Source organism: Mycobacterium sp. SM1 (assembly GCF_018361265.1).
In the GTDB taxonomy this organism is placed as follows: Bacteria; Actinomycetota; Actinomycetes; order Mycobacteriales; family Mycobacteriaceae; genus Mycobacterium.
Map to the genome: position 1 here is coordinate 1,792,510 of NZ_JAFLNH010000001.1, position 19,135 is coordinate 1,811,644.

Here is a 19,135-nt window from a genome sequence, read left to right on the forward strand (position 1 = left end):
GAGCCCAATGTGGACGCTGGCTACCCGAGGGAGCAACTCCCGCGTCGCCGCGAACGGCGTCCCGTGGTAGGAGAGGCGTCGTTGAATGGGCGGTTGGATGGCCGGTTGGTTGGGCGCTACCGCCGGACGGGCTGCACGGGCGCGCACGGTCTCGGGGGCAGCACGCCGGCCGCGCACCGGGCCGATACCCCCTACCCGAACCGGGTCTTGTCTTCCGATACGCCATCGGATGGAATGCCGTCGTGGCCCGCTGAGTTCCGGCTGCCCGATTCGCTGGCCTGGACGGTTGGGCCGGCCGACGCGAACCCACCGACAGGAATGCCCGCGATGACCCGCCACGAGCCGCCCTCCAGGGTCTTGCCGCCCGTGCACGCGTCAATGGCCTCGCGGCGCCGCGCATGCCGGTGCCGCGCCGATGATCACGGCGGTGCCGCCGAGCACCGAGGGCTGCACCGCCGGCGCGGATTTCGACCTGACGCGCGCTCGTGCCGAAAGGACATCTGATGACCACGCATAACTACCCGGCCGCGCCGGCGGCCGAAACGGCGGGCTTCGCGGGCCCGCCGGGAAACTCCCCGGACACCGTCATCAGGTCGGCCATGAGCCCGGCGCGGGTCGATGGGGATGTCGTCAGCCGGTTCGCGACCTGCTGCCGGGCCCTCGGGTTGACCGTTTATGAGCGTCAGCGTCCAGCCGACCTCGACGCCGCCCGGTCCGGGTTCACCGCGCTGACCCGCATCGCCTACGACCACTGCGACGCGTGGACCGGGCTGGCCGCCGCGGGCGTGGTGACCCCGGAGGTGCTGGAAGCGGTTGCGCGCACCGCGGACACCGCGGGGGTGTTGCAGCGCCAGGTCGACCTGGCGCCCGGCTCCTTGGGCTTTTACTACGAAAGCGGGTTATATCTGCGGTTTCGCGCCACCGATCCGGACGATTTTCGCCTCGCGCACGCCGCGGCGCTGGCCGATGCCGGGCGGCGCGCGGAGGCCTACGAGGTGGTCGCGGGCATTCGCGAGCGCCGCCCGAACTGGCGCGATGCCCGCTGGGTGGAGATCGCCCTGCACTACCGGGCCGAGCGTTGGGCGGATGTGGTCAAGCTGCTCACCCCGATCGTCAACGATCCGGGGCTCGACGAGCATTTCGCGCACGCCGCCAAGATCACGCTGGGGATCGCGCTGGCCCGGCTGGGCATGTTCGCGCCGGCGTTGTCGTATCTGGAGGACCCGGAAGGGCCCATAGCCGTCGCCGCGGTCGACGGCGCCCTAGCCAAGGCGCTGGTGCTGCGCGCCGACGGGGACGAGGACGCCGCCCGGGAGGTGCTGCAAGACCTGTATGCCGCCAACCCGGAAAACAGCCAGGTCGAAGAGGCACTGCTGGATTCCAGCTTCGGGATCGTGACCACCACGGCGGCCCGCATCGAGGCCCGCACCGACCCGTGGGATCCCGAAACCGAGCCCGGTCCCGGAGAGTTCGTCGACCCCGAGGCCCACGAGCGCAAGCGCGCGTTGCTGGCCGAGGCCGAACGCGAGCTCGACGAGTTCATCGGCCTGGAAAAGGTCAAAGACCAGGTGGCGCGGCTGAAGAGCGCGGTGGCGATGGAGGTCATAAGAAAACAGCGGGGCCTGGAGGTCGCCCAGCGGACCCATCACCTGGTTTTCACCGGGCCGCCGGGGACCGGCAAGACGACCATTGCCCGCGTCATCGCGAAAATCTATTGCGGCCTGGGGCTGCTGAAGAAGGAGAACATCAAAGAGGTGCACCGGGCCGATTTGATCGGCCAGCACATCGGGGAGACCGAAGCCAAGACCAACGCGATCATCGACAGCGCATTGGACGGGGTGCTGTTTCTCGACGAGGCCTACTCCCTGGTGGCCACCGGAGCCAAGAACGACTTCGGCCTGGTCGCCATCGACACGCTGCTGGCCCGGATGGAAAACGACCGCGATCGGCTGGTGGTGATCGTCGCCGGCTATCGCGCGGACCTGGACAAGTTCCTCGACACCAACCAAGGTCTGCGCTCGCGGTTTACCCGCAGCATCGACTTCCCGTCCTACAAACCCGCCGAGCTGATCGAGATCGCGAACTTCATGGCCAAAAAACGCGACAGCGTTTTCGAGCAAGCCGCTCTTGATGACCTCGAGGCCCTATTCGAGCACTTGGCCCACGTGATGAAACCCGATGCTTCGGGCGTCGAGCGCCGCGGCCTGGATATCGCCGGCAACGGCCGGTTCGTGCGCAATGTCGTCGAAAAGTCCGAAGAGGAACGCGAATTCCGATTGGATCACTCCGAACACGCCGAAACCGGTGACTTCACCGACGAGGAGCTGATGACCATCACCGCCGGTGACGTCCGTAATTCGGTGCAGCCGCTGCTGCTCGGCCTGGGTCTGGAGGCGCCGGCATGACCACCCCGCAGCCGGAGGGCGATCGGCGCTCGTTCGCGTCGCGCACCCCGACCAACAACAACCCCGACAAGGTCGTCTACCGCCGCGGCTTCGTCACCCGCCATCAGGTGAGTGGCTGGCGGTTCGTGATGCGCCGCATCGCCTCCGGTGTGGCCCTGCATGACACCCGTATGCTCGTCGACCCGTTGCGCACCCAGACTCGCGCGGTGCTGGTGGGGATGCTGATCCTCGTCACCGGGCTGGCGGGCTGCTTTGTCTTCTCGCTGATCCGGCCCACCGGCACGGTCGGCGCCAACCCGGTGCTGGCCGATCGGTCCACCGCGGCCCTGTATGTGCGGGTCGGCGAGCAACTGCACCCGGTGCTCAACCTGACCTCGGCCCGGCTGATCGTCGGGCGGCCGGTCAATCCGACCGTGGTGAAAAGCAACGCGCTGGACAGGTTCCCGCGCGGCAACCTGCTGGGCATTCCGGGCGCGCCGGAACGGATGGTGCAAACCACCGCCCGCGACGCGAACTGGACGGTGTGCGACGGGGTTTCCGGCCCCGCCACCGGGATCACGGTGATCGCCGGCCCGACCGACAGCACCGGCGCCCGGGCCGCTCCGCTCGGCGCCGGGCATGGCGTGCTTGTCGACAACGGCAAGGGAACGTGGCTGCTGTGGGACGGCAAGCGCAGCGCCATCAACCTGGCCGACCGCGCCGTCACCAACGCCCTGGGCTGGTCCGCGGAAACGCCGGCGCCCCGGCCGATCGCCGCGGGACTGCTCAACGCGATTCCCGAAGCACCGCCGCTGAGCGCCCCGGCCATTCCCGATGCCGGCCAGCCGCCGCGGTTCGGCCTGCCGGTCCCGGCGCCGATAGGCGCGGTGGTCGTCTCCTACGCGACGGATAACACCATGCTCTACTACGCGGTGCTGCCTGACGGGCTGCAGCCCATCTCCGCGGTGTTGGCGGCGATGCTGCGCAACACCAACTCCTACGGCCTGCAGCAGCCTCCCCGGCTGGGTGCCGACCAGGTCGCGCGGCTGCCGGTGTCGCGGCTGCTGGACACCACCAGCTATCCCAACCAGCGGGTCAGCCTGGTCGACGCCGCCCGCAACCCGCTCACCTGCGCGCAGTGGAGCAAGCCGGCCGGGGCCGCCGCCAGCTCGCTTGCCTTGCTCACGGGCTCGACGCTGCCGGTGCCCGAGGCGGTGCGCACCGTCGACCTCGTCGGGGGGGGCGCCGGCGGATCCGCCGCCCGGGTGGCGCTGCCCCCGGGCATCGGCTACTTCGTGCAGACGGCCGGCCAGGGCCCGGCGGCGCCGGCCGCCGGGTCGCCGTTCTGGGTCGCCGACACCGGAGTGCGCTACGGCATCGACGACACCCCCGACGCCGTCGGGCACGTCAAAACCGTTGACGCCCTCGGTTTGACGCCGCCGGCGCTGCCAATCCCGTGGTCGATGCTGTCGCTGTTCGCACCCGGGCCCACGCTGTCACGCCCGGACGCGTTGGTGGCCCACGACGCCCTGCCGGCCGATCCTCGGCCGGGCCGCCCCGCCTCAGCGCTGGGCGCGTCACCTGCTAGCGGGAGAGAGACCCGATGAGCCGATTGATCTTCGAGGCGCGCCGCCGGCTGCCACCCCCACCGGTCCGCAAGGGCACGATGGTCATCGAGGCGCCCCCGCAGCTGCCCCGGGTGATTCCGCCATCGCTGCTGCGGCGCGCGCTGCCCTTCGTGATCGTGATGCTGATCGTCGGCATGATCATCGCGCTGGTCGCGACCGGGATTCGGCTGATCTCTCCGCAGACGCTGTTCTTCCCATTTGTGCTGCTGCTGGCCGCCACCGCGCTCTACCGCGGCGGCGCCAACAAGACGCGCACCGAGGAGATCGACGCCGAACGGGCCGACTATCTGCGCTACCTGTCGACGGTGCGGGACAACGTGCGGGCCCAGGCCGCCGCCCAGCGGGCGGCCGCCGAGTGGTCGCACCCGGACCCGGCCGATTTGGCGGCCGTGCCGGGAACCCGGCGCCAGTGGGAACGCGACCCGCATGACGACGACTTCCTGGTGGTGCGTGCCGGCCGGCACTCGCAGCCGCTGGAAGGCGCGCTGCGGGTCAACGACACCGCCGACGAGATCGACCTCGAGCCGGTGTGCCACAGCGCGCTGCGGGCCCTGCTCGACACCCATCGCGTAGTGCGCGACATGCCGACGGGGATCGACCTGACCAAGGTGTCGCGAATCACCGTGCTCGGCGAGCCCGACGAGGTGCGCGCGGCGCTGCGGGCGTGGATCGCCCAGGCGGTGACCTGGCATGACCCGGCGGTGCTCGGGGTGGCCCTGGCCGCGCCCGACCCGGAGAACCCCGAGTGGTCGTGGCTGAAATGGTTGCCGCACGTTGACATTCCCGGCCGGTTCGACGGTGTGGGCCCGGCCCGCTTCCTGTCGGACAGCCTCGATGGGCTGGCCGCGCTGCTGGGCCCGGCGCTGGCCGATCGCCCGGCTTTTACCGCGGGGTCCACCGACGCGCTGCGGCACCTGCTGATCGTCGTCGACGACCCCGACTACGACGTGAACGCCTCACCGCTGGCCGCCGGTTGGGCCGGGGTGACCGTCGTGCACCGCAGCAGCACACCCCCGCACCGCGAACAGTATTCAGATCCCGAGCGCCCGATCCTGCGCATCGCGCACGGCGCCATCGACCGCTGGCACACCGGCGGCTGGCAGCGCTACCTCGATGCCGCCGACCGGCTCGGCGCCGAGGAGGCGAGCCACCTCGCGCGCCGGCTGTCCCGCTGGGACTCCAACCCCACCCACCTCGGGTTGCGGTCCGCGGCCACCGGCGGCGCCACCTTTGGCGCGTTGATGGGCATCCCCGACGTGTCGCAGCTCGACGTGCCCGCCCTGTGGGCGCCCCGTCCCCGCGAACAAGAGCTGCGTGTTCCGATCGGCGTCACCGCGACGGGCGAGCCGTTGATCTTCGACCTCAAGGACGAAGCCGAGGGCGGCATGGGCCCCCACGGCCTGATGATCGGCATGACCGGTTCCGGCAAATCGCAGACGTTGATGTCGATCCTGTTGTCGCTGTTGACCACCCACTCCGCTGAGCGGCTGATCGTGATCTACGCCGACTTCAAGGGCGAGGCTGGCGCGGACAGCTTCCGCAACTTCCCGCAGGTCGTCGCGGTGATCTCCAACATGGCCGAAAAGAAGTCCCTGGCGGAGCGGTTCGCCGACACGCTGCGCGGCGAGGTGGCCCGCCGTGAACAGCTGCTGCGCGAGGCCGGCCGGCGGGTGCAGGGCAGCGCGTTCAACTCGGTGACCGAGTACGAAAACGCGATCGCCGCCGGCCATGACCTGCCCCCCATCCCGACGCTGTTCGTGGTGGCCGACGAGTTCACCCTGATGCTGGCCGACTACCCCGAATACGCCGAGCTGTTCGACTATGTGGCGCGCAAGGGCCGCTCGTCGCGCATCCACATCCTGTTCGCCTCCCAGACGCTAGACGTGGGCAGGATCAAAGACATCGACAAGAACACCTCCTATCGCATCGGCTTGAAGGTGGCCAGCCCGGCCGTGTCCCGGCAGATCATCGGCGTGGAGGACGCCTACCACATCGAGGCCGGCAAGGAGCACAAAGGCGAGGGCTTTTTGGTGCCCGCCCCCGGCGCGGCGCCGATCAAATTCCGAAGCACCTACGTCGACGGCATCTACGAACCCCCACGGGCAACGAAAAACGTAGTTGTGCAATCGATTCCAGATCCTAAGCTGTTCACCGCCGGCCCGGTCGCGCCGGACCAGCACACCCTGGCCGCCGACGAGGAGGAGCGGCCGGCCGCCCCGCCGCGCAAGTTGATCACCACCATCGGTGACCAGCTGGCCCGCTACGGGCCACGGGCCCCGCAGCTGTGGCTGCCGCCGCTGGACGAGCCCATCCCGCTCAGCGCGGTGTTGGCGCGCGCCGGCATCGGCGAGCGGCAATGGCGCTGGCCGCTGGGCGAAATCGACAAGCCGTTCGAGATGCGGCGCGACCCGCTGGTGTTCGACGCCACCGCCTCGGCTGGCAACATGGTGATCCACGGCGGTCCCAAGTCAGGCAAATCGGCTGCGCTGCAAACGTTTATCCTCTCGGCTGCGAACCTGCACTCGCCGGCCGACGTGACGTTTTACTGCCTGGACTATGGCGGTGGGCAGCTGCAGGCGCTGCGGGATCTGGCCCACGTCGGCAGCGTGGCCTCACCGCTGGAACCCGAGCGGATCCGGCGCACCTTCGGTGAGCTCGAGCAGCTGCTGCGCTCCCGGCAGCGCCGCGAGGCCTTCCGGGAACGCCGCGGCGACGGGTCGCGGGACCGGTTCGGCGAGGTGTTCCTGGTCATCGACAATCTGTACGCGTTCAGCCGCGACAACACCGACCAGTTCAACACCCGAAACCCCTTGCTGGCCAAGGTTACTGAGCTTACCAACGTGGGGCTGGCCTACGGCATCCACGTGGTCGTCACCACCCCGAGCTGGCTGGAGGTGCCGCTGGCGATGCGTGACGGCCTGGGGCTGCGGGTGGAGCTGAAGCTGCACGATCCCCGCGACAGCAATGTGCGCGTGGCCGGGGCGCTGCGCCGCCCGGCGGAGTCGGTGCCGGCCGATCAGCCGGGCCGGGGGTTGACGATGGCCGGCGAGCACTTCCTGTTCGCCGCTCCGGAGCTGGACATGGTGGCCGCGATCAACGCCCGCTACCCCGGTGTGCAGGCCCCGCCAGTGCGGTTGCTGCCCACCGACCTGGCGCCGGAGGCCTTGGGCGCGCTGTATCACGGTGGCGAGCGGGTTGTGATCGGCCAGCGGGAAGAGGATCTGGCTCCGGTCGAGATCGACTTCGCTCGCGACCCGCTGCTCATGGTGTTCGGTGACTCCAAGTCCGGCAAGACCACATTGCTGCGCCACCTGATCCGCACGATCCGGGACCATTCCAGCCCCGAAGAGGTGGCGTTCACGGTGGTGGACCGGCGGCTGCACCTCGTCGACGAGCCGTTGTTCCCCGACAACGAGTACACCGCCAACATCGATCGGGTGATCCCGGCGATGCTGGGCCTGTCCGCGCTCATCGGGGCGCGCCGCCCACCGGCAGGTTTGCCGGCGGCTGAGCTGGCCCGCTGGGCCTACCAGGGCCACACCCACTACTTGCTCGTCGACGATGTCGACCAGATACCGGACACCCCGGCGATGAGCGGCCCGTATGTGGGGCAGCGGCCGTGGACTTCCCTGATTCCGCTGCTGGGGCAGGCCGCGGATGTGGGGTTGCGGGTGGTGGTCACCGCGCGGGCGAGCGGCTCCGGGCAGTCGGTGATGACGAATGCGTTGCTGCGCCGGCTCAACGACCTGCAGGCAACGACGCTGATGCTGTCGGGCAATCCGGTGGATAGCGGCAAGTTCCGCGGGCACCGGTTCGCCCGGTTGCCGGCCGGGCGGGCGATGCTGCTCGGCGACGGCGACACCCCGACGCACGTGCAGTTGGTCAACCCCCTGGCGACCGCGGCCGTGGCCGCCGATGGTCGTGAGACGTAGTGGAAGGAGTAGCTGTTATGACACTGCGAGTGGTTCCCGAAGGATTGGCCGCGACCAGCGCGGCGGTGGAGGCGCTCACCGCGCGGTTGGCGGCCGCGCACGCGGCGGCGGCCCCGTTGATCACCGCGGTGGTGCCGCCCGCGGTCGATCCGGTGTCGGTGACGACCGCCGCCGGGTTCAGCATCCGCGGCGCCGAGCATGCCGTGGTCGCGGCCCAGGGTGTCGAGGAGCTGGGTCGCGCCGGGGTTGGTGTTGGCGAATCCGGCGCCAGCTACGCCGCCGGCGACGCGGCGGCGGCGGCGACGTATCTGGCCGCGGGCAGCTAGCGGTGACGCGGCCGATCCGGGATGGCGGCGGGTTCTCGCCGTGCGGCGGGAGCGCGCGCGGGCAGGCGGCCGCAGCCGCCGTCGCAGCCGGGCCCGGCGGTGCCGCGGCTCAGGGTGGCCCCACGGTGCCGGCCCCGCCAGCAATCCGGAAACCCGGAGCGCCTGGCGCGTCGGGGAAGGGGGGCCACGCCAGCTGAGAAATCCATGCAGATCACCTTTTCGCCCGCAATTTCACCCGCAATCGATTGGAGAGTGAACCATGAGCCTATTGGATGCCCACATCCCGCAGTTGGTGGCCGCGGAGTCGGCGTTCGGCGCCAAGGCGGCGCTGATGCGGTCCACGATCGGCCAGGCCGAGCAGGAGGCGCTCTCGGCGCAGGCGTTTCACGTCGGGGAGTCGGCGGCGGCATTTCAGGCCGCGCACGCCCGGTTCGTCGCAGCCGCCGCCAAGATCAACACCCTGCTCGATATCGCGCAGGCCAACATCGGGGACGCGGCCGGCACCTATGTGGCCGCCGATGCCGCCGCGGCCAGCACCTACCCCGGGTTTTAAGGGTTTTAACCGGCCGCGCCCGCTTCATCGCCGGCTTCATCATCATCAGGGAAGGAGTTTTTCATGTCGCAGATCATGTACAACTACCCGGCCATGCTGGCCCACGCCGCCGATATGGCCGGCTATGCGGGCACACTGCAGGCCGTGGGCGCCGATATCGCCAGCGAGCAGGCCGTGCTCTCGGGTGCCTGGCAGGGAGACACCGGCATGACCTACCAGGCCTGGCAAACCCAGTGGAACCAGGCCCTGGAGCAACTCGTGCTGGCGTACCGGGCGATGGCCGGCACCCACGAGATGAACACCACCTCGATGCTGGCCCGCGATCAGGCCGAAGCCGCCAAATGGGGCGGCTAGACCCCCCGCGCTACCTCGATGGTTGCTGAGCCGAACGCTGTCGAGCTGACCGTCGACCACGCCTGGTTCATCGCCGAAACCGTTGGGGCGGGCATGTTCCCGTGGGTGCTGGCGATCACCACGCCCTACACCGACGCGGGGTCGCGGGCCGCGTTCCTGGCCCGCCAACGCGACGAGCTGGCCGGGATGGGTGTGGTGCGCCCGGACGGCGCGGTCAACCCGGCGGTGGCCGACTGGATCCGGGTGGTGTGTTTCCCGCAGCGGTGGCTGGAGCTGCGCTACGTGGGACCGACCCAGGCGAGCGGCATGCTGCGGGGCATCATCGCGCGCCGCGGCGACACGACCGTCGTCGCCCTGCGCAGCGCCCAGCTGGTCACCTTCACGGCGATGAGGATCGACGACCCGCGGGAGCTGGTTCCGGTCCTCGGGGCCGGGCTGGCGCAGCGGCCGCCAGCCCGGTTCGACGAGTTCAGCCTGCCGGCCCGGGTTGGCGCCCGGGCCGATGAGCGGCTTCGCGCCGGCGCGCCGCTGGCGGAAGTCCTGCGGTACTTGGGTATCCCGGAGTCGGCCCGCCCGGTGGTGGAGTCGGTGTTCACCGGGCCGCGCAGCTACGTCGAGATCGTTGCCGGCCAGCGCCGCGACGGCGTGCACGCGACCAGCGAGGTCGGGGTGAGCATCGTGGACACCACGGCGGGCCGCGTGCTGGTCAGCCCGTCGCGCGCCTTCGACGGCGAATGGATCTCCACGTTTGCTCCGGGGACCGACTTCGCGATCGCCCGAGCCGTCGACGCCCTGACCGCTACCCTGCCGGACGGTCGGTGGTTCCCCGGGGTGCGGCTGTCCCAGGATTTCACCGCCTGCCCGAGCTAGTACCCGCCCGGCCGCTGCAGCGACCCGACCGCCCGAGAAGAGACGCCCGAGAAGAGAGAAATAGCCAATGCCCTCCATACCGCAAGCCCCGATGATGTCCGGTGTTGTCATGCCGATCGTGCGCGTGGCCGTCCTCGCCGAAAACCGGCTGACCGAGATGGCGCTGCCCGCGGAGGTCCCGCTGCGCGAAATCCTGCCCGCGGTGCAGCGTTTGGCCGCTCCGGTGTCCGACGACGACGGCGACGCCGGGGCGCCGGTGCGGCTGAGTCTGGCACCGATCGGTGGCGCGCCATTCAGCCTGGACGCCAGCCTGGACACCGTCGGTGTCGTTGACGGTGACCTGCTGGCGCTGCAGCCGCTGCCCCCGGGCCCGGCCGCACCCGGCATAGTCGAAGACATTGCCGACGCCGCCGTGATCTTTTCGGCCGCCCGGCTCAGGCCCTGGGGGGCGGCGAATATCCAGCGTGGCGCGCTGGCCGCGGCCGTCGGCTTCATTGTCGCGGCAACCACCCTGGCGGTCACCCATCGGCTGGCCACCGGTGAGCCGCTCGGGCGCTACGCCGCGAGCGTGATCGCCGTGCTGACCGTGCTGGCCAGCCTGGTCAGCGGGGTGCGATCCCCGCGAGCCGGGGTGACCCTGTCCGCCGCCGCCCTGGTGCCGATCGCGGCCGCCTGCGCCCTGGCGGTGCCCGGGGGCCTCGGGCCGGCGAACATCATGCTGGGTGCGGCCGGCTTTAGCGCCTGGTCGGTGGTCAGCATCGCGCTGCCGCGCCGGGACGACGAGCGCGCGATCGGATTTTTCACGGCCACCGCTGTGCTCGGCGCCGGTGTGTTGCTGGCCGCCGGCGCCGCATCGCTCTGGCGGCTGTCGCTGGTGAGCCTGGGCTGCGGGCTGATCGTGGCGGGGCTGCTGCTTGTCATCGAGGCGGCCCAGCTTTCGGCGCTGTGGGCCCGATTCCCGCTGCCGGTCATCCCGGCGCCGGGGGATCCCACACCGTCGGCGCCGTCGTTGCGGGTCTTGGAGGACCTGCCGCGCCGGGTGCGCATCAGCGACGCTCACCAGGTCGGGTTCATCGCCGGCGGGGTGCTGCTCAGCGTGCTGGGGTCCACCGCGATCGCCGCGCGGCCGGAAACGGTGGGCGGCTGGGGCTGGTATGTGGTGGCGGCCGCCGCGCTGGGCGCCGTGCTGCGTGCCCGGGTGTGGGATTCCGCGGCATGCAAGGCCTGGCTGCTGGCCCAGCCCTACCTCACGGTGGTGGCGCTGTTGGCGCTCTACGCCGCGACGGCGCGCTACAGCGCCGCGTTGTGGACGTTGGCGGTGTTAGCCGGCCTGGTGCTGGCGTGGGTGATCGTCGCGCTGAGCCCGACGATCGCGTCCCCGGACAGCTACTCCCTGCCGATTCGCCGGCTGGTGGGCTTTTTGGCGGCGGGGATCGACGGCTCGTTGATCCCCGTCATGGCGTATGTGGTTGGCCTGTACGGCTGGCTGCTCAATCGATGATTCCGGCGATGAAGCGTCCCGGATTGAGTTGCCTTGCGGCGGCTTTGGTTACCGCATTGCTGACATGCCCGCCGGCCGCGGCGATCAGCCCGCCGGTGGTCGACCCGGCTGTGCCGCCGCCGGACGGCGCCCCGGGGCCGGTGGTGCCGATGGAGCAACACGGCGAATGCAGCGTCTCGGGTGTCATCCCGGGCACCGACCCGGGTGCCGCCACACCCGATCAGCTGATGCTGGATCTTCCCGCGGCGTGGCAGTTTTCCCGCGGCGAAGGCCAGACGGTAGCGATCCTCGACACCGGCGTGCGGCCCGGGCCGCGGCTGCCCACCGTTGACCCGGGTGGCGACTATGTGGAATCCACCGACGGGCTGACCGACTGTGACGGGCATGGCACCCTGGTCGCCGGCCTGGTCGCCGGCCAGCCGGGACGCGACGCCTTCTCGGGCGTCGCGCCCGCGGCGCGGCTGCTGTCCATCCGGGTCACCTCGGCGAAGTTCTCGCCCCGGATGGCTGGGGGCGATCCGGCGCTGCGGGACGCGTCCGTCGAGATAGCGGCGCTGGGTCGGGCCATCGTGCACGCCGCGGACCTCGGCGCCCGGGTGATCACCGTTGCGACGGCGACCTGCCTGCCGGCTGACCGGCCCGTCGACCAGGCTGCGCTGGGTGCGGCGATCCGCTACGCGGCCGTCGTCAAGGACGCGGTGATCGTCGCCGCGGCAGGCGACAACGGCGGGTCGGTCGGGTCGCTCGGCGCCGGCGCGGGCTGCGAGTCGAATCCGCTGGCCGACCCCAGCCGACCGGATGACCCGCGCAACTGGGCCGGGGTCACCTCGGTCTCGATTCCGGCGTGGTGGCAACCGTACGTGCTTTCGGTGGCCGCGCTCACGCCAAGCGGGCAACCCGCGAAAGCGACGATGTCCGGGCCGTGGGTCGGTGTCGCCGCTCCCGGGGAGGATGTCGTCTCGGTGAGCAACGGCGGCGATGGCAGCCTGGCCAACGGGCTGCCCAATCAGCGCCAGCGGCTCGTTCCGCTGACCGGCACCGGCTATGCCGCCGGTTACGTGGCCGGGGTCGCGGCGCTGGTGCGGGGCCGCTATCCCGGCCTGACCGCCACCCAGGTGGTCGATCGCATCACCGCGACCGCCCACAACGCGGCGCGCACACCTTCGAACCTGGTCGGCGCCGGCACCCTGGATCCCGTGGCCGCACTGACCTGGGAGCTGCCGGCACACACGCCTAGCGCCCCTCCGGCGAAGCAGATCACCCCCCCGCCCGCGCCGGCGCCGAAGAGTCACCTGCCGCAGATAGTCGCCTTCGCGGGCACCGGTGCATTGGCGCTGGTGGTGGCTGCCGCCGTGTTCGCATACCGCCGAAAGGAGCCTTTTGCATGAGGCCGCACGGACCGATGATCGTCTTGCCGGGGGCCGCCCGGATCACGCTGGTGCTGCTGGCCGTGCTGCCCGCCGCGATGGCCTATCCCTGGCGCTCGGCCCCCCACCGTGTTCTGCTCGGCGCCGCCGTCGGCGTGGTGATCGTGCTGCTCAGCTGGTGGCGGGGACGGCATGTCACGACGATCCTGGGCCGGCGGCTGGCGATGCTGCGCCGCAACCGTGGCGAGCGGCCCGCGCCGGCATCCCGCACCGACGCCCGGCTCACCGTCCTGCTGCGCGTCGCGGCGTCGGCCGCCGATCCCGATGCGCTGCCACTCGAACTGATCTCCGGATACGTGGACCGCTACGGCCTTCGCGCTCACGCGATCCGCGTCACCAGCCGCGACACCGCGTCAGACACCGACGAGCCACGCCGGGAGACCTGGATCGGGCTGACCCTGTCGGCCGCCGAGAACCTCGCCGCCCTGCGGGCCCGCTCGCCGCAGATCCCGTTGCCCAAGACCGCGGAAGTCGCGGCGCGTCGGCTCGCCGACCACCTACGGGAGAGCGGGTGGACGGCCGGCATCGCCGCGCCCGAAGACATCCCCCCGCTGCTGGAGCCCTCCGCACCCGAAACCTGGCGGGCGATCCGTCAGGGCAGCACCGATTACGTTGCGGCGTATCGCGTTAGCGTCGACGCCGCGTTGCCCGCCACCCTCGCGGCGATCTGGTCGCTTCCGGCGCGGGAGACTTGGACGGCGCTGGAGATCGCCGGAGTGGGATCGCATCGCACGGCGGCGGTCGCCTGCGCGTTTCGCACCGACACGCGGCCCGGCGGGTCCGCGCCGCTGCCCGGGCTGACCCCGCACCACGGAAACCATCGCCCGGCCCTGCGTGTTCTGCGCCCGACATCCACGCAACGACTCGACGGCCACACCGCCATGCCCGAGGATCTGCTGACGCGGTTGCGCTGGCCCGCCACGCAGACTGCGGCCGGCCCGGCCGCGCGCGGCCAGGGCTCACGTGCCGGGGGTCTCGCCGGGTCTCGTCGCCTCTAGGCCCGTCAAGGCCGAGGTTATGGTTAACGCCCCCGGGCGATGGCTTGCTCGGCACCCGCTCATGGCCGCTATCTATGTCGGGCGGTGTAGAGCGGTGTCGGGCGTGAACGCCCTCAGCGGCGGCATGGCCTACGAGCGAGACGGCGTCTGGCTGTTGGCGGCGTCTGGCGGGTAGAGGAAACTGGCCGCGTTGTGATAGCACACCGCGCGCAGCCAGTCGTCGCCGAGATCAAGCCGGGTGAGCGACTGCAACGCCTCCAGATAGCCGTAGGGGATGTTGGGGAAATCGCTGCCGAACAAGATACGCTCGCCCAGCTGGCGCAGCCGCGGCAGATCGGATCGCGGGAACGGCATGGTTTCCTCGACGAATGAGGTGAACACCATGGTGGTGTCCAGCCGCACCTGCGCGGAATTCTCGCAGATATCCAGAAATTCGGTGTATTCCGGCATTCCCATGTGCGCGATGATCAACCGTAGCTGTGGGTATCGGCGCAGCAGTTGACGGATGGGGTCCGGTCCGGTGTACTTCCCTGGAGCCGGGCCGGATCCGCAGTGAATGACGACGGGAAGGCGGGCATCTTCGATAGCTCCCCAAACCCCGTCCAGCAGAGGGTCGTTGGGATCGTAGCGACCCACTTGGAGGTGCGCTTTGAACACCCGAACCCCGTCACGAATCGCGGTTTCGACATAGCCGCGGGCTTCGGGCTCGGGATAAAACGTCGCGGTGGGCAAACAGTCCGGCGTAGATCGGGCGAATCGAGCTGCCCACTGGTTGAGCCACACCGCCATATGCGGTTTATGTGGATAGACCAGCGCGGTGAATCCGCGCACGCCGAACCGCCTGAGTATCTGGATACGTCGTAGCTCGTTGGTACGGTAGGTAATTGGCCACCGTCGTCCCACCAGCGGACCGGCCGAGTCGAAGTAGTTCCACACCTTGTCCAGCACCGACTGCGGCATGAAGTGGGTGTGCACGTCGATCAGGCCGGGTAGACCGAGGGCGGACCAGACCTGCCGTACCGCTAGGGTCTCGTCCACCGTGCCCGCTGTCATATGCTTCGCTTCCGTCTGGTCCTGGTCGCCGGTTGTCGGTGCGCGCCGGTCATTGTCCATCCTCGCTTAGCTTAAGAAGCGGTCGGTGCTCCGCGTGTCTGCAGCCGGCTTGCGACGGCGCTGATCAGGACCACCACTACGGGCATCCCGACATCGGGGTCCTCGTTATCCCGGTGACGTGAGAACCCTCGGCGCCGAGAGTGCAACTGGCGACGCTGCTACTCGGGAAACGTGTGGCTACTTGCACTCTCGCGGGACACGGGGAGTCATTGGGGGAGCCCGAGTCGCCGCGCCTCTTCCCGGTAGCGGTCCACCCACTCGTCGGAGCGCTGGTCGGCCTGGCGTTGCAGCACGGGTGGGGGAGCCAGCCGCGGATCCAGGCCCAGCGCCTCCAAAATGCCGGCGACTATCGCCGTGAGGTTGCGCCACAGCACCGGGTAGGCGACCTCGATGGGGGTGATGTTCTCTTGGGCGAACCACCTGCGCCAGCCGTTTTCCTGCTCGCGCAAAATGTTGACGATGTGGGCGATGGCGCCGGCGTGGTAGACGGCGCGCGAGTCCCGCTCGGGGTCGGGCTGCCCCCGCCAGACCTGGGTCTGCACCGCGCGCCAGAACGACACCGCCTGCGAGACCACGTCCGGCCGGTAGACGTGCACGAAAACCGGTTCGCTGCCAATGACGTCACGAATCGCGGCTCGTAGACCGGTGCCGGACCGATCCGGCAGTTGTGCGGCCCGCTGCTGCAACAGCGGGGTCTGGTTCCACATCAGTTTGCCCCCCCAGACCCCGTTGGGTGTGCGACCGGAGCTGCGGATGTGCTCACGCCAGGCCACCGGTGTCGCGGTGTCCGGGGTGCCGGGCTGGAGCGGATCGAGCAGCTCCAAGATCGACTCGTCGTCGACTCCGGCGAACCACTCCCGCGGCTGCGGCGCCATGCCGGTGTTCGGCAGATATTGAAAGAACTCCTGTGGCTCGCCGGCGCATCCCGTCGCCCGCAGCGATTCCACCAGCAGGGTGCTGCCGCTGCGCTGGGTGGCAAGAACCAGGTATGACGGTGCGGTCACGCGCCGAGCGTAACTATGCTTCGCCACGCGCGGATCGATACCAATTACGCTCACGCTGAACTCAACTATCGCTTGATCGCTTCGTCGTCTCTTCGACGCCACGCTCCGCGGCGATGGCGGAGCGGGCGGCCTGTGCTCTGCGATGAATCCGCAGATACGTTTGGGTGTAGCGCTCCGCGATGCGGGTACCCGCGAATTCTGACGGGATGACGTCGCCGGTCTGCTGGCGCCAGGCGTGTAATCGGGCGGCGAGCTCGTCGGCGAGCGCATCGGCACGACCGGCGTCGTCGCCGATCAGCAAATTATTGAGTTCGGCCGGGTCCGCCCGCAGGTCGTAAAGCTCACGTTGGGGACGCGGCGCCGCGGCCGAGGCCGTGACGGCCTGTCCCGAGGGGCTGTCACGGATGTCCCACGGCAAATCCAGCAGCGGCCGGCGAGCATAGTTTTCGATGTAGCTGTATTCCTTTGTGCGAATCGCCCGAATGGGATCAAACGAGTCGTGATAAGTCTTTGTGGTGTACACGTGCTCACGCACCGGTGTCGCGTTGGTGCCCAGCAGATTGCCCGCATGAGACACGCCCTCGATGTCGGGGGGCTCGTCGACGCCGAGCAGGCCCAGCAGCGTTGGCACCAAATCGACGCCGCTGAACAACTCGTCATAAACACGCGGCGGTATTGCGAGCCGGGTGGGCGGGCGGATGATCATCGCGATGCCGGTTCCGGCGTCGTACAGCGTGGATTTCGCGCGCGGGAAAGCCGGGCCGTGGTCGGTGACGAACACCACCCAGGTCGTGGCGTCCAGCCCGGTGTCGGCCAACGTGTCCAGCAACCGGCCGACCGCGGTGTCTGCCGTCGCGATGGCTCCGTAGAAGTCGGCCAGGTCCTGGCGCACCTCGGCAATGTCGGGCAGGTAATCGGGTGGGGTGACCACGGCAGGGTTGGCCGGCTGGTAACGCTCCCGTTGGTAGGGCCGGTGTGTTTCAAAGAACCCGGCCGTCAACAGGAACTTCTGCCCCGAGCGTATCGGGGTGCCCTCGCGCAACCATTCCTGAGCCTTGTCAACGACGTACTCGCAGTACGAATTGGACACGTCGAATTCGTCGAAACCCAGCCGCTTCGGGTAGGAGGTCTCATGTTGCATACCGAAAAGCGCTGAGTACCAGCCGTATTCGGAGAGAATTTGAGGAAGTGTTCGGACGCCTTCGTGGTACTCCCAGCCGTGATGGGCCAGGCCGATCAGCCCGTTGCTCTGCGGGTAGCGCCCGGTGAACAGCGACCCCCGTGACGGTGAGCATAGCGGTGCGGTGGCGTGCGCCCTGGTGAACAACATGCCCTCGGTGGCCAACTGGTCCAGCCGCGGGCTTGAGACGCCCGGGTGGCCGTAGACGCCCAGGTGGCGTCCTAGGTCGTGCCAGTGTATGAGCAGGACGTTGTCGTTTCGCCGGTCAGTCACAGTCATCTCGCTTTATCGGCCGCTCGCTTGTTTACGACCGGCGACGATACCGGGCGGGGAGTCGCCCGGGTTGAGGAGCCGGCCGATCGGATTTGGGCCCGGCGACGATACCGGGCGGGGGATCGCCGGGGTTGAGGAGCCGGGTCGTTATTGGTCGCCGTGATTTTTTCCAGCCACAACCGGTTGTCCTTCCAAGGCGGCGATCAACCGATAGCTGCCGCCCGGTAAGGCGCAGGTAACCGGGCGGAAGCGGCAAACTCGGCCTCGGCATCGCCAACGTTGACCACCCGACGGCGCTGCGAAAACGCCGGTGCGCAAGAAGCCGCGACGACAACCGTGTCGTAGCCTTCCACCATGTGGGCAACGCGCAGAATCCAGCCGAAACGACAACGACGGCGTCGACCCCACTGACCCCGCAACAGCCCAGACAGCCCAGAGGGAAGCGATACACCTATGGCCTGGTTCGTCATCCGCCTCGCCAGCGGGGATTCGATCACTGTGGAAGGCGATTTCACCATCGGCTCTCATAACGGTGTGCTTACCGTCGTGCGTACCCAACAACCGCGCGCGGAAATCACGACGCACTTTTCGCCGGTCGCGTGGGTGTCCGTTGAAACCATGATCCAGCAGCCTGCGGAGGTTCCGGTGCCCGCCACCCCATCGCGGGGATAGCGCAGCGACTACGGACGTTCCCGCAGATCCGGCGGCGCGCCGGACAGCGCAGCCGAGTGCGGCCTCAGCCCCCATCGGTTCTCGGAGACGAAATCCGTGAGCGGCCGGGAAAAAGCCCAGCCATCAACTTCCAGCGCGGGCCGGTCCGGAAAATCGGGCACCGGGCCCAGACACAGGATGGCCACCGGTTCGGCCCCGACGGGCATCGCCAGCAAAGCTGCTAGGCGCCGCGGATCGAAAAGCGACACCCAGCCCATGCCGAGACCCTCCGACCGAGCCGCAAGCCACAAGTTCTGGATCGCGCATGACACCGACGCAAGATCCATCTGCGGTAAGGTGCGACGGCCGAAAATGTACGCCTCCCGGCCGTCGCACAGCGCGACCACCAGCAGTTCGGCGCACTCGAGGATGCCCTCGACCTTCAGCGCCAGAAATTCCTGGGCCCGTGGTCCCAGCGCTTGCGCGGTGAGCAGGCGCTCCTCGTCGACAAGGGCGTGGATCCGCCGGCGCAGCGCCTCATCGGTGATGCGGATGAACCGCCACGGCTGCATCAGGCCCACGCTGGGCGCCGCGTGTGCGGCGTGCAGCAACCGCGCCAGCACGTCCTCGGGTACCGCACTGCCGGGGATGAACCGGCGCATGTCCCGGCGTTCGGAGATCACCCGATACACGGCCTGCCGCTCCTGCGGGCTGAACGCGTGATCGGTCATGCGGCCATCGTAGGAGCCGCGACGCGCTCGGCAGGGCACCGGCGTGCCCCGAGATCTGACGTCGCCCTTGTTATTGCACAGTTCTGCAACGGCATCCCGACGCCGAAACTCGCTGGGAAGCTGAGATGAGTGCGGGCGGGGCCCGCAAGCCGTTTCGACCCGGTTGTTGCACTGCGAAGTGGGTCGGTGGCGTCGTCGTTGAGGCCCGCA

Annotated in this window: 15 protein-coding genes; 11 read left to right on the plus strand and 4 right to left on the minus strand. The window is 69.4% G+C overall.

Annotated features, from left to right (window positions below; translation table 11 throughout):
* Window positions 1-599: 599 nt before the first annotated feature.
* The 10 genes from eccA to eccE all read left to right on the plus strand — a co-directional run bounded on the left by eccA (window position 600) and on the right by eccE (window position 13,973).
* Window positions 600-2,405 carry a type VII secretion AAA-ATPase EccA gene (gene eccA / locus MSM1_RS08220; protein WP_213441586.1) on the plus strand — a complete coding sequence of 602 codons (1,806 nt, stop codon included), beginning with the start codon at window positions 600-602 and terminating at the stop codon, window positions 2,403-2,405.
* The gene (eccB, locus tag MSM1_RS08225) at window positions 2,402-3,991 is read left to right on the plus strand and encodes a type VII secretion protein EccB (RefSeq protein ID WP_213440997.1); all 1,590 of its coding nucleotides are present in this window, start codon (window positions 2,402-2,404) and stop codon (window positions 3,989-3,991) included. Before eccA ends, eccB begins: the two co-directional genes overlap by 4 nt.
* On the plus strand, window positions 3,988-7,944 hold the full coding sequence (gene eccCa / locus MSM1_RS08230; RefSeq protein WP_213440998.1) for a type VII secretion protein EccCa: 3,957 nt from the start codon (window positions 3,988-3,990) through the stop codon (window positions 7,942-7,944). The genes eccB and eccCa overlap by 4 nt, the downstream gene beginning before the upstream one ends.
* Before the next feature lie 17 nt (window positions 7,945-7,961).
* Window positions 7,962-8,270: a PE family protein gene (locus MSM1_RS08235; protein ID WP_213440999.1), complete on the plus strand. Its 309-nt coding sequence runs from the start codon at window positions 7,962-7,964 to the stop codon at window positions 8,268-8,270.
* A gap of 259 nt (window positions 8,271-8,529) precedes the next feature.
* Window positions 8,530-8,823 (plus strand): type VII secretion system protein EsxG, encoded by a 294-nt coding sequence (esxG, locus tag MSM1_RS08240; RefSeq protein ID WP_213441001.1) that lies wholly within the window; start codon window positions 8,530-8,532, stop codon window positions 8,821-8,823.
* Window positions 8,824-8,886: 63 nt separating this feature from the next.
* The gene (locus tag MSM1_RS08245) at window positions 8,887-9,177 is read left to right on the plus strand and encodes a WXG100 family type VII secretion target (RefSeq protein WP_213441002.1); all 291 of its coding nucleotides are present in this window, start codon (window positions 8,887-8,889) and stop codon (window positions 9,175-9,177) included.
* Between the two features lie 18 nt (window positions 9,178-9,195).
* Window positions 9,196-10,047, plus strand: coding sequence for an ESX secretion-associated protein EspG (locus MSM1_RS08250; protein WP_213441003.1), 852 nt, complete (start codon window positions 9,196-9,198; stop codon window positions 10,045-10,047).
* A 91-nt stretch (window positions 10,048-10,138) separates the two neighbouring features.
* Window positions 10,139-11,548: a type VII secretion integral membrane protein EccD gene (gene eccD, locus MSM1_RS08255; RefSeq protein WP_282100874.1), complete on the plus strand. Its 1,410-nt coding sequence runs from the start codon at window positions 10,139-10,141 to the stop codon at window positions 11,546-11,548.
* A gap of 8 nt (window positions 11,549-11,556) precedes the next feature.
* On the plus strand, window positions 11,557-12,936 hold the full coding sequence (gene mycP / locus MSM1_RS08260; protein WP_213441004.1) for a type VII secretion-associated serine protease mycosin: 1,380 nt from the start codon (window positions 11,557-11,559) through the stop codon (window positions 12,934-12,936).
* A complete protein-coding gene (eccE, locus tag MSM1_RS08265) occupies window positions 12,933-13,973 on the plus strand; it encodes a type VII secretion protein EccE (protein WP_213441005.1) in 1,041 nt (346 codons plus the stop codon). The genes mycP and eccE overlap by 4 nt, the downstream gene beginning before the upstream one ends.
* Window positions 13,974-14,102: 129 nt before the next feature.
* Here the strand turns inward: eccE and MSM1_RS08270 are convergent, their stop codons facing one another.
* From MSM1_RS08270 to MSM1_RS08280, 3 genes are all read right to left on the minus strand, one after another.
* Window positions 14,103-15,011 (minus strand): amidohydrolase family protein, encoded by a 909-nt coding sequence (locus tag MSM1_RS08270; protein WP_213441590.1) that lies wholly within the window; start codon window positions 15,009-15,011, stop codon window positions 14,103-14,105.
* 281 nt (window positions 15,012-15,292) lie between these two features.
* On the minus strand, window positions 15,293-16,090 hold the full coding sequence (locus tag MSM1_RS08275; protein ID WP_213441006.1) for a Stf0 family sulfotransferase: 798 nt from the start codon (window positions 16,088-16,090) through the stop codon (window positions 15,293-15,295).
* A gap of 61 nt (window positions 16,091-16,151) precedes the next feature.
* Complete coding sequence (locus MSM1_RS08280; protein ID WP_213441007.1) at window positions 16,152-17,549, minus strand: sulfatase; 1,398 nt, start codon at window positions 17,547-17,549, stop codon at window positions 16,152-16,154.
* A 447-nt stretch (window positions 17,550-17,996) separates the two neighbouring features.
* Here MSM1_RS08280 and MSM1_RS08285 point away from each other — a divergent pair, with 447 nt between their 5' ends.
* Window positions 17,997-18,215, plus strand: a complete 219-nt coding sequence (locus MSM1_RS08285) for a hypothetical protein (protein WP_213441008.1) — start codon at window positions 17,997-17,999, stop codon at window positions 18,213-18,215.
* A gap of 8 nt (window positions 18,216-18,223) precedes the next feature.
* Here MSM1_RS08285 and bluB read toward each other — a convergent pair whose 3' ends face one another.
* The gene (gene bluB / locus MSM1_RS08290) at window positions 18,224-18,925 is read right to left on the minus strand and encodes a 5,6-dimethylbenzimidazole synthase (protein WP_213441010.1); all 702 of its coding nucleotides are present in this window, start codon (window positions 18,923-18,925) and stop codon (window positions 18,224-18,226) included.
* Between the last annotated feature and the right edge of the window lie 210 nt (window positions 18,926-19,135).